Annotated in this window: 13 protein-coding genes; 2 read left to right on the top strand and 11 right to left on the bottom strand. The window is 42.7% G+C overall.

Annotated features, from left to right (window positions below; all coding sequences use genetic code 11):
• Positions 1-28 precede the first annotated feature (28 nt).
• Both ACW6PM_RS03450 and ACW6PM_RS03445 read left to right on the top strand, forming a co-directional pair.
• Positions 29-520, top strand: coding sequence for a hypothetical protein (locus ACW6PM_RS03450; protein ID WP_308649803.1), 492 nt, complete (start codon positions 29-31; stop codon positions 518-520).
• Between the two features lie 41 nt (positions 521-561).
• Positions 562-1,140, top strand: coding sequence for a xanthine phosphoribosyltransferase (locus ACW6PM_RS03445; RefSeq protein WP_443594281.1), 579 nt, complete (start codon positions 562-564; stop codon positions 1,138-1,140).
• A gap of 228 nt (positions 1,141-1,368) precedes the next feature.
• Here the strand turns inward: ACW6PM_RS03445 and ACW6PM_RS03440 are convergent, their stop codons facing one another.
• The 11 genes from ACW6PM_RS03440 to tsf form a co-directional block, all read right to left on the bottom strand.
• Positions 1,369-5,931, bottom strand: coding sequence for a PolC-type DNA polymerase III (locus ACW6PM_RS03440; protein WP_456056230.1), 4,563 nt, complete (start codon positions 5,929-5,931; stop codon positions 1,369-1,371).
• Between the two features lie 2 nt (positions 5,932-5,933).
• Positions 5,934-6,980, bottom strand: a complete 1,047-nt coding sequence (ispG, locus tag ACW6PM_RS03435; protein WP_443599189.1) for a flavodoxin-dependent (E)-4-hydroxy-3-methylbut-2-enyl-diphosphate synthase — start codon at positions 6,978-6,980, stop codon at positions 5,934-5,936.
• Between the two features lie 26 nt (positions 6,981-7,006).
• The gene (rseP, locus tag ACW6PM_RS03430; RefSeq protein WP_109257278.1) at positions 7,007-8,044 is read right to left on the bottom strand and encodes an RIP metalloprotease RseP; all 1,038 of its coding nucleotides are present in this window, start codon (positions 8,042-8,044) and stop codon (positions 7,007-7,009) included.
• Positions 8,045-8,055: 11 nt separating this feature from the next.
• Entirely contained in the window at positions 8,056-9,198 is a 1,143-nt protein-coding gene (dxr, locus tag ACW6PM_RS03425; protein ID WP_456056229.1) for a 1-deoxy-D-xylulose-5-phosphate reductoisomerase, read from the bottom strand.
• An 84-nt stretch (positions 9,199-9,282) separates the two neighbouring features.
• Complete coding sequence (locus ACW6PM_RS03420) at positions 9,283-10,086, bottom strand: phosphatidate cytidylyltransferase (RefSeq protein ID WP_330021652.1); 804 nt, start codon at positions 10,084-10,086, stop codon at positions 9,283-9,285.
• Entirely contained in the window at positions 10,086-10,811 is a 726-nt protein-coding gene (locus ACW6PM_RS03415) for an isoprenyl transferase (RefSeq protein WP_456056228.1), read from the bottom strand. The genes ACW6PM_RS03420 and ACW6PM_RS03415 overlap by 1 nt, the downstream gene beginning before the upstream one ends.
• Before the next feature lie 161 nt (positions 10,812-10,972).
• Positions 10,973-11,527, bottom strand: a complete 555-nt coding sequence (frr, locus tag ACW6PM_RS03410; RefSeq protein ID WP_456056227.1) for a ribosome recycling factor — start codon at positions 11,525-11,527, stop codon at positions 10,973-10,975.
• Positions 11,528-11,560: 33 nt separating this feature from the next.
• Entirely contained in the window at positions 11,561-12,256 is a 696-nt protein-coding gene (gene pyrH, locus ACW6PM_RS03405) for a UMP kinase (RefSeq protein ID WP_012742613.1), read from the bottom strand.
• A gap of 2 nt (positions 12,257-12,258) precedes the next feature.
• Positions 12,259-13,062 (bottom strand): polymer-forming cytoskeletal protein, encoded by an 804-nt coding sequence (locus ACW6PM_RS03400; RefSeq protein ID WP_308649795.1) that lies wholly within the window; start codon positions 13,060-13,062, stop codon positions 12,259-12,261.
• Between the two features lie 23 nt (positions 13,063-13,085).
• Positions 13,086-14,042, bottom strand: coding sequence for a polysaccharide deacetylase family protein (locus ACW6PM_RS03395; protein ID WP_308668540.1), 957 nt, complete (start codon positions 14,040-14,042; stop codon positions 13,086-13,088).
• Positions 14,043-14,186: 144 nt separating this feature from the next.
• Positions 14,187-15,272 (bottom strand): translation elongation factor Ts, encoded by a 1,086-nt coding sequence (gene tsf, locus ACW6PM_RS03390; RefSeq protein WP_456056226.1) that lies wholly within the window; start codon positions 15,270-15,272, stop codon positions 14,187-14,189.
• Between the last annotated feature and the right edge of the window lie 18 nt (positions 15,273-15,290).

The following is a 15,290-nucleotide window of genomic DNA, read 5'->3' as shown; positions in this document are numbered from 1 at the left end:
AACTATAATTAAACAATATGGAGGCCGTATGAAAATATACGTTGATGAACAAAAAAGATACGAGGATACCAAGGCAACCGGACAGTGCTTCACCGCAGTCGGTGCGATAGGGCTTATTGCTATTGTGCTGCTTGATACAGGAGTTATAAGCCTTGCCGCTTTAGACTCTGTAAACAAGCTCATGATTTCTATCGTAATGGGGCTTGTTTTCTTGATATTTTTTATCATAGGAATCAAGTCATTTATGGAGCTTAAGGACATTTCAAAAAAGATGGATAAGAATAATTCCCTCGAAAAGGAAATCATGGAGTATGTGACCGTCACTCATAGGGACGAGCTTATGGCTTTGGCATCATCAGATGAAAAAAGCGATGTAAGCTCAGGTGATTTATACTATAAAAGAGCTGAGCTTATCACATCAATCATTACCGAAAAATACAGCCTGCTTGAGGAAAGCTTCCTCGATCATATGGTTGAAGAAATTTATTCTAAAATTTATAGTGATATTGTCGAAGAATAGTGCTATAATAATTACAATTTATTTTTTATGAGGTGAACAAAATGAAAGAACTGCAAGATCGAATTCTCAAGGATGGCCAGGTAATTGGCACAAATATCTTAAAGGTCAACAAATTTATCAACCATCAGGTGGATCCGGTGCTTATGGAGCACATCGGTGAGGATTTCGCAAATCACTTTGCTGATAAGGGAATCACAAAGGTTGTCACAATAGAAAGCTCAGGAATTGCTCCTGCACTTATGGCAGCAGCCAAGATGAATGTACCGCTTGTTATTTTAAAGAAGCAGCCATCAAAGACATTACATAATGATCTGTACCAGACACAGGTTACTTCCTTTACAACAGAAAAGAGCTATGAGCTTACACTCGCGCGTGATGTTATCTCAGAGGATGACAATATTCTTTTGATTGATGACTTCATGGCTGATGGAGAGGCCGCTACAGGTGCTATCAGACTTCTTCGCATGGCTCATGCTACAGTTGCAGGTATAGGAATCCTCATCGAGAAGTCCTTCCAGCCGGGCAGAAGAAAAATCAACGAGCAGGGCTATGAGGTATACTCACTTGCACGAATCAAGTACATGGATGAGTATCAGATAGATTTTATTGAAGAAAATTAACTATTCAGAACAACTGAGAAAAAAGGCTGATGCGTCATGCTTGCATGTATGCATCAGCCTTTTTTTCTCAAGGTGGCTCGAATAGAGCTACCCAAACACATATGAGTAAAATTAGCTGCGTAGCAGCGAGAAAGCACGAGTATCGTGCGGTTTTGCGAATATGTGTGTGGTAGTTCTGAATGGTTATAAAGAAAATCAGATTTATTGGTTTTATGCTAAGCTGCCAGATTATGCTCCAAAATCGAAAAGTGAAAGCTGGTTTGACTCCGGCAGTGAACCAAGCAGTCCCAAATCTGACATAAGGTCTACGGCTGTTCGTGATACATGAGTTCTCTCCCTGAAATCGTCCTTTGACAGGAATGGACCGTCCTTTGCCGCTTCTGAAATATAAATAGCGGCATTGTCACCGAGTCCGTCAATACTGTTTATGGCAGGCATGAGCTTTCCGTCAATTATCTGGAAACGGTTAGGATGAGCCCTGTATATATCAAGAGGCATGAAATCAAAGCCTCTGGCATACATCTCCTGTACGATACGCATGTCCTTGAATACATCCTGCTCCTTATTGGACAGAGTATCCTTTCTTTTCTTATAGTCCTTCATGTAGTTTTCGAGCCTGTCCTTTCCCTGACACATGAGCTCATATGAAAAGCCTGTGGCACGGATTGAAAAGTATGCAGCGTAGTATGCAAGCGGATAAAAAACCTTACAGTAGGCGATTCTCCATGCCATCATAACATATGCTGCAGCGTGGGCCTTTGGGAACATGTACTTGATTTTCTCACATGACCAGATATACCAGTCAGGTACGCCGTGCGCCTTCATATCCTCCTTCCACTCTGGCCACTGAGGACATTTGCCCTTTGCGATAATACCCTTTCGCACCTTCTCCATGATATTGAAGGCTTCCTCCGATTCAAGTCCCATGGAAATCAGATAAGTCATGATATCATCTCTGGTACAGATACAGGTTGAAATGGTAGCTGTGCCTTCCTCGATAAGAGTCTGTGCATTGCCAAGCCATACGTCGGTACCGTGTGACAGTCCTGCAATACGAATGAGGTCAGAAAACTCCTTTGGCTTTGTATCAAGGAGCATGCCCATGGCAAAATCGGTACCAAACTCCGGTATACCTAAAGCTCCAAGCGGACAGCCATCGATGTCCTCCGGCTCTATGCCCAAAGCAGAGGTATTCTGAAACAGTGACATGACCGCCTTATCGTCAAGTGGAATCTTTGTAGGGTCAACTCCTGTCAGATCCTGCAGCATACGAATCATGGTAGGATCATCGTGTCCGAGTATATCGAGCTTTAACAGGTTGTGGTCGATTGAATGGTAGTCAAAATGCGTTGTCGTGATGTCAACAGTCATATCATTGGCGGGATGCTGTACAGGTGTAAAGGTATTAATCTCCTCACCCATCGGCAGCACGACTATACCACCCGGATGCTGTCCTGTAGTACGGCGCACACCGACACAGCCCTGCACTATCCTGTCAATCTCACAGTTACGCTTTCTGACACCGCGCTCCTCGTAATAGTTTTTGATGTATCCAAATGCGGTCTTGTCCGCAAGTGTACCTATGGTTCCGGCTTTAAAGGTCTGTCCCTCTCCGAAAATAACCTCGGTATACTTATGAGCCTTTGACTGGTACTCACCGGAGAAGTTCAGATCAATATCCGGCTCCTTGTTTCCCTTGAAGCCTAAGAAGGTCTCAAATGGAATATCAAAGCCCTCCTTGCTTAACGGTCTGCCGCACTTTGGACAGAGCTTATCCGGCATATCACAGCCGCCACGGCCCGAAAATGCCTTAACCTCAGGCGAATCAAAATCACTGTATTTGCAGTGAGTACAAAGGTAGTGCGCATGCAGCGGGTTAACCTCTGTGATACCTGACATGGTTGCGACAAATGAGCTTCCTACGGAGCCTCGCGAGCCAACCAGATAGCCGTCCTCATTTGATTTCCACACAAGCTTCTGTGCGATGATGTACATTACGGCATAGCCGTTTGAAATAATAGAGTTAAGCTCTCTGTCAAGACGCTCCTTAACTATTGGCGGCAGCGGATCTCCGTACATCCTGTGAGCCTTGTTGTAGCAGATTTCACGAAGCATCCCGTCAGAGTTTTCAATAACCGGTGGACATTTATCAGGCCTTACCGGTGAGATACGCTCACACATATCTGCTATTTTATTGGTATTGGTGATGACTACCTCCTCAGCCTTTTTGCTTCCGAGATATTCAAACTCCTTAAGCATCTCCTCAGTGGTCCTTAAGTAAAGCGGCGCCTGCTCATCTGCGTCCTTAAAGCCCTTTCCTGCCATTATAATACGGCGGTATACCTCGTCCTCTGGATTTAAGAAATGCACATCACAGGTTGCAACAACCAGCTTTCCGAATTCCTCTCCAAGCTTAACAATACGCTTATTTATGTCGATAAGGTCATCGTTTGAAGCAATATCAGAATCCTCGTCACGTATCATAAATGCGTTGTTTCCAAGAGGCTGTATCTCCAGATAATCGTAGAAATTCACAAGTCTTGTGATTTCCTCCTGAGGACGTCCGTTTAAAATAGCCCTGTAAAGCTCTCCTGCCTCACAGGCTGAGCCTATCAAAAGTCCGTCACGGTACTTGTTAAACTCAGATTTTGGTATTCGTGGCCTCTTGTTGTAATACTTGATATGCGACAGCGAGATAAGCCTGTATAGATTGGTACGCCCCTGGTCGCAGGTTGCGAGAATGATGGCGTGATATGTAGGCATCTTTCTTATCATCTCAACAGATGATTTAGCCAGTGCATTTACCTCATCTAAGCTCGATATGCCCCTGTCCTTCAGCTTTTCAATGAATTTGACAAATATCTCCGCGGTACATGCGGCATCATCCACTGCTCTGTGATGATGGTCAAGCGATATATTTAAAGCCTTGGCCACTGTATCCAGCTTAAATCTGTTCAGCTGTGGCAGAAGCACTCTCGCAAGAGCCACTGTGTCCACTATTGTAGGATTACATTCCATGCCAAGCAGTGCGCAGTTTCGCTTTATAAAGCTCATATCAAAGTCAGCGTTGTGGGCAACCATAATACAGTCCTTGCAAAACTCCATAAACTGTGGCAGTATGACATCCACAGTAGGCGATGAGATAACCATGTCATCTCTTATCGAGGTGAGCTCCTCAATCCTGAACGGAATAGGCACCTCAGGGTTTATAAATGTGGAGTATCTGTCTACAATCTCGCCACCGATGACCTTCACAGCACCTATTTCTATGATTTTATTTTTTTCAGGAGAAAAGCCTGTTGTCTCTATATCAAATACCACGTATTTATCATCCAGCGACTGACCGGCTGCATTCTCCACAATATCCTTTGTATCATCGACCAGATATGCCTCCACACCGTAAATGACCTTAAATTTGTCGTCCACCGTATGGTTAGCGTCAGGGAATGCCTGCACATCACCGTGGTCTGTAATGGCAATGGCCTTGTGCCCCCAGCGCATTGCACATTTCACAATATCTTTTACGTCAGATACGCCGTCCATGTCGCTCATCTTGGTGTGACAGTGAAGCTCAACACGCTTTTCGGCAGCAGTATCCTCCCTCTTTGAGGTAAAATCAGGTATCTTTTTAAGTCCGACAATTGAGCTTATTGACAAATCACTGTCATATTTATCTATAGTCACAACTCCCTTTGCCTTAACAAAGTTGCCTGGGGCAATATATGCAAGGATGTCTGCTACATCGTCATTTCTGGCAAAGAGCTTGAGCATGATGGTGTCTGTAAAGTCAGTGACAGCAAACATTATGATGGTCTTTTCATTTCTGATTTCACGTGATTCTACAGTAAGGATCTTGCCCTTTATTGTAACCTCACCGATAGGACCGTCAATTTTTTCAATGGCCATCTCCTCATCATCAAAGCTTCTTCCGTACACGATATCCGGGTCATTGTCATATTTGCGTCTGAAATCGCCCCTGCGCTCGAACTTCTTTTCAAATTTCTTTTCAAACTTCTTCTCAGGTTTTTTCTCGGATTTTTTATCAGTATCCTGGCCTGTTTTTGATTCATTTTTCTTGTCTGAAGCTTTAGGCGCATCTGATGTGACACCATTTTTTGCAGAGGATGCATTTTCATTGCCTCCTACAAACATTGCACCGTCATCGACAGCCACCTTAGCTTCTTCATCACCGTCATCCTTTGCCATGGCAAATTTAGTGCGGGCAACAATATTTTGTACCTCCTGCTCAATCTGCTTGTCTGCATTCTGACGGTATTTGCTGACCTTTGGTTTTTCGTACTGCAAATTAACGATAAAATCCATTCCACAGCGCTCACAGAACACCTTCTCAAGAAATTCTATGACAGTATTGCCTCTGGTCTTTGCGATTATTGTCTCCTCGAGTGTGACTGTGACATGTGTATCATCTGTAAAGCTCCATTTTGAGGTGCGAAGCAGATTGTACAAAAGCACGCTGTGACTGTTTATTTCGTCAAGAATACTGTCAAAATAGACATCAAAAAGAGTCTTCGGTGTGTACTGCGAAGACAACTCGTAAGACTCTATAATTTTTACTGTGATATCTTTACTTTTAAAGATCTGTTTTTTAATGCTTTCCTCAAGCTTCCAGATATTTTTTTTGAAAATAAGGCGTTTTGCTTTTACATATATTTTGTAAAAATCTCTTGCATGGTTGACGGAAATTCTGGTGACATCTGCAGTTTCCAGCAGATTCTCCATATCCTTGTCCAGCTTAAGTGTAGGGAAAACTTCCTTAAATGTCTTTGTCAAAATTATTCACCCCAATGGTCAAGCTCATATTTCAATGCACCTAAAAGCTCGCTCTCAGGCACCTTTTTAAATACCTCACCGTGCTTTATGATAAGGCCCTCGCCGATTCCTCCGGCTACACCAAGGTCTGCTTCCTTTGCTTCACCCGGTCCGTTTACGACACAGCCCATGACAGCAACCTTTATGTCAAGGTCATAGCCTGAAACCATTGTCTCCACCTGATTTGCAAGCCCGATAAGATCTATCTGTGTACGGCCGCAGGTAGGACATGAAACAACCTCTATGCCACCCTTCCTAAGCCCAAGTGTTCTTAAAATGAGCTTAGCAGACTTGATTTCCTCGAGAGGGCTTCCAGTGAGAGATACACGTATTGTATCACCAATGCCCTGACTTAGTATCAGTCCAAGTCCGATGGCTGACTTTATATTGCCGCTTATTATTGTGCCTGCCTCTGTGATACCCACATGGAGAGGATGATTGGTTTTATCTGAAATAAGCTCATGTGCTTTCACACACATCATGACATCGGACGATTTGATGCTAATTACCAGATTGTCATAGCCCATATCCTCTATGAGCTTTACCTTGTCTAAAGCACTCTCCACAAGTCCCTCAGCTGTCACACCATGATACTTCTCTACCAGATCTTTTTCAAGGGAACCGCTGTTTACACCGACACGGATAGGGATATTTCTTTCCTTTGCCGCATCCACCACAGCCCTTACTCTTTCAGCACTTCCTATGTTGCCGGGGTTTATTCGGATCTTGTCGGCTCCGTTTTCAATTGCAGCTATTGCAAGCTTGTAATCAAAGTGTATATCCGCAACAAGCGGTATAGTAATTTGTTTCTTAATCTCCTTAAGTGCCTTTGCAGCCTCCATAGTAGGCACAGCACATCGGATTATGTCACAGCCCAAGGCTGTCAGGGCATTTATCTGTGCCACTGTGTCAGCAACATTCTCAGTCTTTGTATTTGTCATTGACTGTATGAGAATCGGGTTTCCTCCACCGATTACCTTATTTCCGATTTTTACTATTTTTGTCTCCATGTGTATATCTCCAATCTGTTATAAAATCAGACAATTAGCTTTCTGATATCATTGAACATGACAACAACCATAAGAAGAAGTAAAAGCACGATGCCAACAAGATGTACATAGCCCTCCTTCTCAGGGTCTACTCTCTTTCTTCTTATAGCTTCAACTATCAAAAATACAAGTCTGCCACCATCAAGTGCCGGCAGCGGCAGCAGGTTCATCACACCGAGGTTTGCAGAAATCAACACTCCCCAGTTTAGCATATTTAGTATGCCAAGCCATACTCCCGACATCGAAACCGCCTGCTCATAGGTGTCTCCCATGTTCTTTACTATGCCGACAGGTCCACTTAAATTATTTACAGAGGCTGCTCCTGTGCAAAGCATCTTAAGCCCCTCTATTGTTGTATAAATGTTGTACTTCACCTCATAGCAGCTATATAGCAGCGCCTTTCCAAAGCCGGGCTTTGTACGCTCTCCCGATACATTGAAGCCATACAGATATCTCTTTGTTGTCTCATCATATTTAGGCTTCAATGTGGTGGTATGCCTTTTGCCGTCCCTAAGATAGGTCACATCAACTGTTTCACCCTCATGAAGCATCGAATAGAGGCTTATCTCACGGTAAAAGTGTATATTTGTATTGTTCAGCTTTACAATCTCATCACCGGCCTTAATACCGGCCTCCTCAGCCGCATAGCCCTCAATAACACCGGCAAGCTTTGGACTGTCATAGCCTACAGAGCAGATAATAATGAGAGCAAAAATAAATGCCATGATAAAATTAAAAAACGGTCCGGCAAAAACAACACTTATTCGCGCCCACACGGATTTGTTGTTGAAGGCTCTGTCATCACCTGAGCTTTCATCCTCGCCCTCCATGATACACGCTCCACCAAACGGAAGCAGCTTTATGGAGTATTTGGTCTCTCCACGCTGCACTCCAAAAAGAGTCGGTCCAAGGCCCAGACAAAATTCATTGACCTTTATGCCATTTGCTTTTGCAAGCCAGAAATGTCCGAGCTCGTGAAAAATTACTATGATGCTGAATAATATGATTGCAATAATAATACTAATAATGTTCAAAATTACCACCTTTTACTGATATAGTCATACGCACACTGTTCTGTATCAAGTATCTCATCCACTGAAGGATTCTCAGTAAATGATGCATTTTCCATACATGCCTCGATTATATCAATTATTTCCAGATATTTAATCTTTTTATTCAAAAACAGTGCCACTGCCCTCTCATTTGCAGCATTGAAGGCCGTTGGAATATTGCCTCCCGCCCTTGCAGCCTTCATGGCGAGTGCAAGCCCTTTAAAGGTGTCAAGATCCGGTGCCTCAAAGGTCAGATCCTTAAGCTTAAGGAGATCAAGCCTGTCACCGGAAAGAGCCGGTCTGTTCGGATAATACAGGGCGTACTGTATAGGTATACGCATATCAGGAGTACCAAGCTGTGCTATAACTGCTCCATCCGCATACTCGACAGCCGAGTGAATGACGCTCTGAGGATGCACCACAACCTGAATCTGTGACAAATCGACATCAAAAAGCCATTTTGCTTCAATCACCTCAAGACCTTTATTGACCATGGTTGATGAATCAATAGTGATTTTCTGACCCATTGACCAATTTGGATGCTTTAATGCATCCTCCACCCTTATACCTTCAAGCTCAGAGAGCTTTTTGCCTCTGAACGGACCGCCGGATGCTGTCAGAAGAATCTTTTTAATCGGATTCATAGAATTTCCCTGCAGTGACTGGAAAATGGCACTGTGCTCACTGTCCACCGGTAGTATGGACACGCCGTATTCCTTTGCAAGCGGTATAATGATATGACCCGCTGTAACAAGAGTCTCCTTATTTGCAAGTGCGATGGTCTTTTTTGCCTTGATTGCGGCAATTGTAGGACGGATGCCAAGCATACCGACAATTGCGGTTACAACTATATCGCAAGGCTCAATGGTGGCACATCTGATGAGACCATCCATGCCATAGCCCACCTCGATATCTGTGTCCGCAAGGCTTGTGCGAAGCTTTTTCGCATCGTTTTCATCACTTACACTGACAAACTGTGGCTTGAATTCTCTAGCCTGTTTCTCTATAAGCGAAAGATTTTTTCCACAGGAAAGTGCTACAATCTGCATATCGCCGTGCTCTCTTACCACATCAAGTGTCTGTGTTCCGATAGAGCCGGTAGAACCAAGTATTGATATTTTTTTCATGATAATTCCTCGATTTTTATTTTCTCAGTGGTTCTGAATAATTAACTTAGTTTTTTGTTCTCAATGGTTCTGAATAGTTACTTTTTAACTTAAAAAGTAGCTTGCCAGATAATAAATGATTGGTGCTGTGATAATCATGCTGTCAAAGCGGTCTAAAATTCCGCCGTGTCCGGGAATCAGATGTCCGTAATCCTTGATATCATAGTTACGCTTAATAGCTGATGCACACAAATCTCCAACCATTGAGATAAGGCCTGCAACAGCAGCGATGACAGCAAGTATAGCAATCTCTGTACCGTCTATATTCATGTGATTTCTGAATATAAAGCAGTATAAGGCTGTAAGAAGAGCGCTGCCAAGCACACCACCTACTGCACCCTCTATGGACTTCTTTGGTGAAAGCTTTGGTGCCATTTTGTGCTTTCCAATCAGCACTCCGACACAGTAGGCACATGTATCACAGCCCCATGAGCACAAAAATACCAAAAATGCAAGGTAAAGCCCGTTGTTGAGTGTGCGAATCTGGTAGACATATGAAAGCATTGCTCCCACATAAAACATACCAAAAAAGGCTGCCATGAGCTGCTTTGCATCATATTTCGGATATGAAAGCACATACACGAACATCAGTATGATAAGAAAGCCCATGAAAAGCATCATTACATCAGGTATAAAGCTCCACCTCAAGTTAATGTAATACAAAATCAGAGCAATATACGGTACAACTGATAAGAGTGATTTTTCAAACTTAAACACTCTGAAAAGCTCAAACATACCTATACACGAGATCAGAAGTGTAGAAAAAAGAAGCACCTCGTTTCCCGTTACTATAAGAAATATAGCGGCAATTACAAGAACTATACCGCTAAGAAGTCTTGTCTTAAACATTATTTATCCTCCGTGTCGTTTGTATCTTTTAATCCACCAAAGCGACGGTCTCTTTTATTATATGCATCTATAGCCTTTTTAAGCTCATTTTTATCAAATGCAGGCCATGGAACGTCTGTAAAATAAAACTCAGCATAGGCAAGCTGCCAGAGCAGGTAGTTTGACAGGCGCTGCTCACCGCTTGTGCGGATAAGTAAATCAGGATCCGGAAGCTCTTTTGTGTCAAGATATGATGAAAAGGTATCTGCATCTATATCATCTGCTGACAGCTTTCCCTCATCATGGTCGGCTATCATATGCTTTACAGCTCGTATCATCTCATCACGGCTTCCGTAATTAATTGCTATTGTCAGGTTAAGGCCTGTATTTACTGATGAAACTTCTTCAAGGTTTCTTATTTTCTCTTGAAAATTCTCTGAAAGCCTGCTTATCTCACCAATTACGCGCACACGCATATTGTTTTTATTGGCAGTCTTTATACAGTTTTTAAGATAGCTTTCAAGAAGCTTCATTAGTGCAGCAACCTCAGACTCAGGACGATTCCAGTTCTCGGTAGAAAAAGCATAAAGTGTCAGATATTTAACACCGAGGTCATTTGCAGCCTTACAAATATTTTCAACATTTTTGGCACCTACAGTATGACCGTAGTTTCTTGGCATACCCTTGCTTTTGGCCCAGCGGCCGTTTCCGTCCAGAATGATTGCTATATGTTCCGGAGTACTCATATTTAATTTCCTTTCGTTTATGTATATTATATGTCTATACGTTCAATAATCCAGGGATAGTAACTATTTAGCTACCGGGAATAAGGTGACTAAATAGTTACGAAATAAGCAAATAAGGGACACGAATAACATGTCCCTTGTTTGTATACGTGATATAAATACTATACAGTAAGTATCTCTTTACATTTTGCATCAACCGTGGCGTCAACCTTTGCAACAAACTTGTCGGTAAGCTTTTGAGCATCATCCTCAAGGCCTTTAATCTCGTCCTCTGAAATGCCCTCCTCTTTGCCGGTCTTCTTGATGCTGTCGATTGCATCCCTTCTGATATTGCGGACAGCAACCTTAGCTTCCTCACCCTTTTTCTTGATGTCCTTTGCAAGCTCCTTACGTCTCTCCTCTGTGAGCTCAGGGAAAACAAGTCTGATAAGCTTTCCATCGTTTGTAGGATTGATTCCGATGTCAGAGCAGTTGATTGCTTTCTCAATCTCCTTAACCATAGAAGCCTCCCATGGCTGAATCTGAATCATTCTAGGCTCCGGAACACTTACATTGGCTACACTCTGAATTGGTGAAGGTGTGCCGTAATAATCTACACGAAGCTTGTCAAGAATATGTGGATTGGCTCTTCCAGCACGGATGCCTGCATACTCTTCCTCGAGATTATTTAATGTTTTTTCCATTTTATCCTGGAAAGGGTTTAATCTTGAATCCATATTATCCTCCTGATATGCATTATATGCAATTTACTATACAGTAACCTTTGTACCGTTGAATTTGCCTGTAAGAGCATTTACAATGCTGTTTTCCTCATTGAGTCCGAATACATACATAGGCATCTTGTTCTCAAGGCACATGATAGACGCTGTGAGGTCTACTACTGCAAGCTTCTTCTCAACAACCTCTTCGATTGAAAGCTCATCATACTTCTTTGCAGCAGGATTGGTCTTTGGATCACTGTCATATACTCCGTCAATAGCCTTGGCAAGGTAAATACCATCTGCCTCAATCTCAATAGCACGAAGCACTGTAGCTGTGTCTGTTGAAAAATAAGGATGACCTGTACCACCGGCAAAGAAAACAACCATATCATGTGCGAAATACTTGTTTGCTCTGTCCTTAGAGAAAAGCTTTGTCATATTGCCACACTCAAACGGAGTGAGAACCGCTGTCTTCATTCCGACATATCTGAAAATCTCAGATACATAAATGCAGTTCATAACTGTAGCGAGCATGCCTATCTGGTCAGCCTTTGTGCGGTCGATGGTCTCACTTGTTCTGCCTCTCCAGAAGTTACCACCACCGATAACAATACCTACCTGTGTACCATTATCAACAATCTGTTTAACCTGTTTTGCAACTTCAATGACTGTTGCTTCGTCAAAGCCGTGGTGCTTATCACCGGCAAGTGCCTCACCACTTAATTTTAATAATATTCTACTCATATTTATTTACCCTCGAAAAGTCCCTGAACATCGATATCAGCGTATGTCTGAGAACAGAAGCCCTCGATAACGGCACCGTTGTTAATCTGTACTGAACGTGACTTGATATTACCCATGATAACTGCAGAAGTATCTACTACAACCGGTCCCTGAACATCAATATCACCCTTTACAGCGCCTGCAATAACTGCTGAAGCTGCAGAGATATTGCCGATAATAACAGATCCTGCACCTATCTTGACAGTTCCTGTTGAAGCAATTTCTCCCTCAACCTTTGCTACATCAGCGAAAAACTCTGAGGAATTTGTGTTACCGTTGACAGTTCCTGTAACAACAATTTTACCGTTACACATTACGTTTCCATTGATGGTTCCCTGAATATCAAATGATCCTGATGACTGTAAATCACCTGTGAGTACAGTGCTTGCTGTGATGACAGATGTCTCATCCTGTACATTTCCTGATAAAACGTTGTTGTTAACTGGCTGTGTGCTTACTGGCTGTGGTATCTCATTCATTGGTAGTATCTGCTCCTCTTTTTGTGTATTGATTGTCTGCTCTGCGAAATTCTCGCTTGGAGTTGGTCTAGGTACAGCTGTCTCCTGTGGCTGCTCCTCGACATGCTCAAGTAATCCGTCGAGCTTTGAAAGCTCTGATGCAACGTCAACATTCTCACCTATAGTATCTACTACAAGGTTGTCCGCTGTCTGAGCCTTTGGCTCTACTTCCCTCTCAGGCACATCTCCGGGTACAAGCTCGTTTACTGCCTGCGAAAAATCATCCTTAAATTCTTTGAATAATCCCATGAATATTTCCTCCATTTATTATCTTATCCAACAGTATCTGATTTGATATATTGAACTTTATATGTATTGTTATCAATCGGCAATATTTCGGCACCCTGCGCTTTTATGCTTTCAACAAGCGGCTCAATAGCCTCTGCCGTGGTTGATCGGTTTGAATCATCATGTAATAGCACAACTGAATTGTCATATTTGGCAATACCTGAGGTGACATTATTGACAATATCATCGACACTGCAATTGTCTGCCGTATCACCCGAATTGACATTCCAGTCAAAGTATGTGATATGCTTTGAATTGAGTATCTTTACAAGCTCAACCATGTCTACATTGCTAATCTGGTTCATGCTGCCACCGGGAAAACGATAAATATCCGGTGCTGCTCCGGTCAGATTAGTAATATAATCACAAATCTGTGTCAGGTCATCGGTAAATGCCTCTGTGGATTCATAAATCTTACTGTATGAATTACTGTAGGAAGCCATCGCAATAGTGTGGCCGTCCTGCACTATACGCTTATAGACATCATCATACTTGCCGGAGGTATCTGCTGTTACAAAGAATGTGGCCTTAACGCCACATTTGGCCAGCGCATCTAAAATAGCCCCGGTGTTATCACCGGGAATACAATCAAAGGTAAGATATACCTTTCTTGTATCCCCCTCATGATACACGTTGTCTTCTGACTCAAGCTGTTTTACAACAGCCTGAGTTTTCGCGCCAGAGTTTTCATCATCAGAAGCGGTGTCACCATCATCAGACTCTGTATCAGGAACTGTGCTTGATATGGCTGTGTTTAACTGCAGCTCGAGCTTGTATATTCTCGAATTCAGTTTTACGACCATGATGCCCAGTACAACTATGGCGAGGATAGATATCGCCATCCATATTGCTATAGTCATAATAATACTTGTCTTAATGCGGCTCACACGTTTACGACGCTCCTGTTGCTGTCTGGCTAATTCATTATCCCTTGAGTCCATATGCGTCTCCCATTATGAGTGATTTTGTTTCCTTTAACTATTTTACCATATTTTTATATCTTGTAAAGATAAAAAAATTCCGCAAAAGTTTAAAATTTAAACTTTTGCGGAACAGCATTCGTTTAATCAGTATAAAGATACAGTTTAGACTCCAGCCATCTGGGCAGCAACCTCAGCAGCGAAATCCTCCTGCTTCTTCTCCATACCCTCACCTACCTCGAAACGAACCATCTCGGTAATTGTAAGATCCTTAGAAACAGACTCAAGATACTTTGCAACTGACTGCTTTCCATCCTCTGCCTTAACATATGTCTGATCAAGAAGACAAATCTCTTTTAACTGCTTTGATACACGACCCTCAACAAGTCCGTTGAACATCTTCTCAGCTGCGATAGACTCCTTGTCTGCCATAGCAAGCTCACCAAGCTTTGCCTTAGCAGCATCTGATAAGAAGTTCCATACATAGTTCATGTTGTTCTTGTGCTCGTTGAAGTTGTTGATATCATCATCGCTCCAAAGATTCTCATTAATAGCCTTGTCAATTAACTTGTTGAGAATAGGCTTTGGAAGAGTTGTAGCATCATTTAATGCACTGTCAACAGTAATCTCTCTAAGCTTTGCAAGCTCATCATCAGAGATATCGTTTCTGCTGATGTACTGTGGGTTCATAGCTGCAACCTGCATAGCGATATTTGTGATTGCCTCTTTAGCTGCATCATCTGTTGCACCATTTGCTGCAATGATAACACCGATTCTTCCACCACCATGGATGTAAGATGTAACAACATCACCTGTAACCTTTGCAAATCTACGAACAGATAACTTCTCTCCGATTGTAGCTGTCTTCTCTACAAGAAGCTCGCTAAGTCCGTTTGTTGCAAGAAGAGCGTCGATATCCTCTCCGTTTGCACCACCATTTAAATCAGAAGCAAGTGCTGTATCAGCTACAGTCTGAACAAACTCCTGGAATGTCTCGTTCTTAGCAACGAAATCTGTCTCAGAGTTAACCTCTGCTACAACTGCAACGTTTCCGTTTACGGCAACACGTGCAATTCCCTCAGCGGCAATTCTGCTCTGTTTCTTTTCCATCTTAGCTGCACCGCTTTTTCTTAATACCTCAACAGCGGCATCCATATCACCGTTTGTCTCTGTTAAAGCCTTTTTGCAGTCCATCATACCTGCGCCTGTCATTTCACGCAGCTCTTTTACCATACCTGCTGTAATAGCCATTTGATTATCCTCCGATAT

The organism is Agathobacter sp. (assembly GCF_977054825.1).
Note: the sequence above shows the minus strand (reverse complement) of the source record. Positions and strands in the feature narration are given on the sequence as shown.

What these genes read in the sequence shown, in the direction of transcription:
- ACW6PM_RS03450 (WP_308649803.1), top strand. Translation starts at nt 29, where the DNA reads ATGAAAATATACGTTGATGAACAAAAAAGATACGAGGATACCAAGGCA.
- ACW6PM_RS03445 (WP_443594281.1), top strand. Translation starts at nt 562, where the DNA reads ATGAAAGAACTGCAAGATCGAATTCTCAAGGATGGCCAGGTAATTGGC.
- ispG (WP_443599189.1), bottom strand. Translation starts at nt 6,980, where the DNA reads ATGGAGACAAAAATAGTAAAAATCGGAAATAAGGTAATCGGTGGAGGA.
- dxr (WP_456056229.1), bottom strand. Translation starts at nt 9,198, where the DNA reads ATGAAAAAAATATCAATACTTGGTTCTACCGGCTCTATCGGAACACAG.
- ACW6PM_RS03420 (WP_330021652.1), bottom strand. Translation starts at nt 10,086, where the DNA reads ATGTTTAAGACAAGACTTCTTAGCGGTATAGTTCTTGTAATTGCCGCT.
- ACW6PM_RS03415 (WP_456056228.1), bottom strand. Translation starts at nt 10,811, where the DNA reads ATGAGTACTCCGGAACATATAGCAATCATTCTGGACGGAAACGGCCGC.
- frr (WP_456056227.1), bottom strand. Translation starts at nt 11,527, where the DNA reads ATGGATTCAAGATTAAACCCTTTCCAGGATAAAATGGAAAAAACATTA.
- pyrH (WP_012742613.1), bottom strand. Translation starts at nt 12,256, where the DNA reads ATGAGTAGAATATTATTAAAATTAAGTGGTGAGGCACTTGCCGGTGAT.
- ACW6PM_RS03400 (WP_308649795.1), bottom strand. Translation starts at nt 13,062, where the DNA reads ATGGGATTATTCAAAGAATTTAAGGATGATTTTTCGCAGGCAGTAAAC.
- ACW6PM_RS03395 (WP_308668540.1), bottom strand. Translation starts at nt 14,042, where the DNA reads ATGGACTCAAGGGATAATGAATTAGCCAGACAGCAACAGGAGCGTCGT.
- tsf (WP_456056226.1), bottom strand. Translation starts at nt 15,272, where the DNA reads ATGGCTATTACAGCAGGTATGGTAAAAGAGCTGCGTGAAATGACAGGC.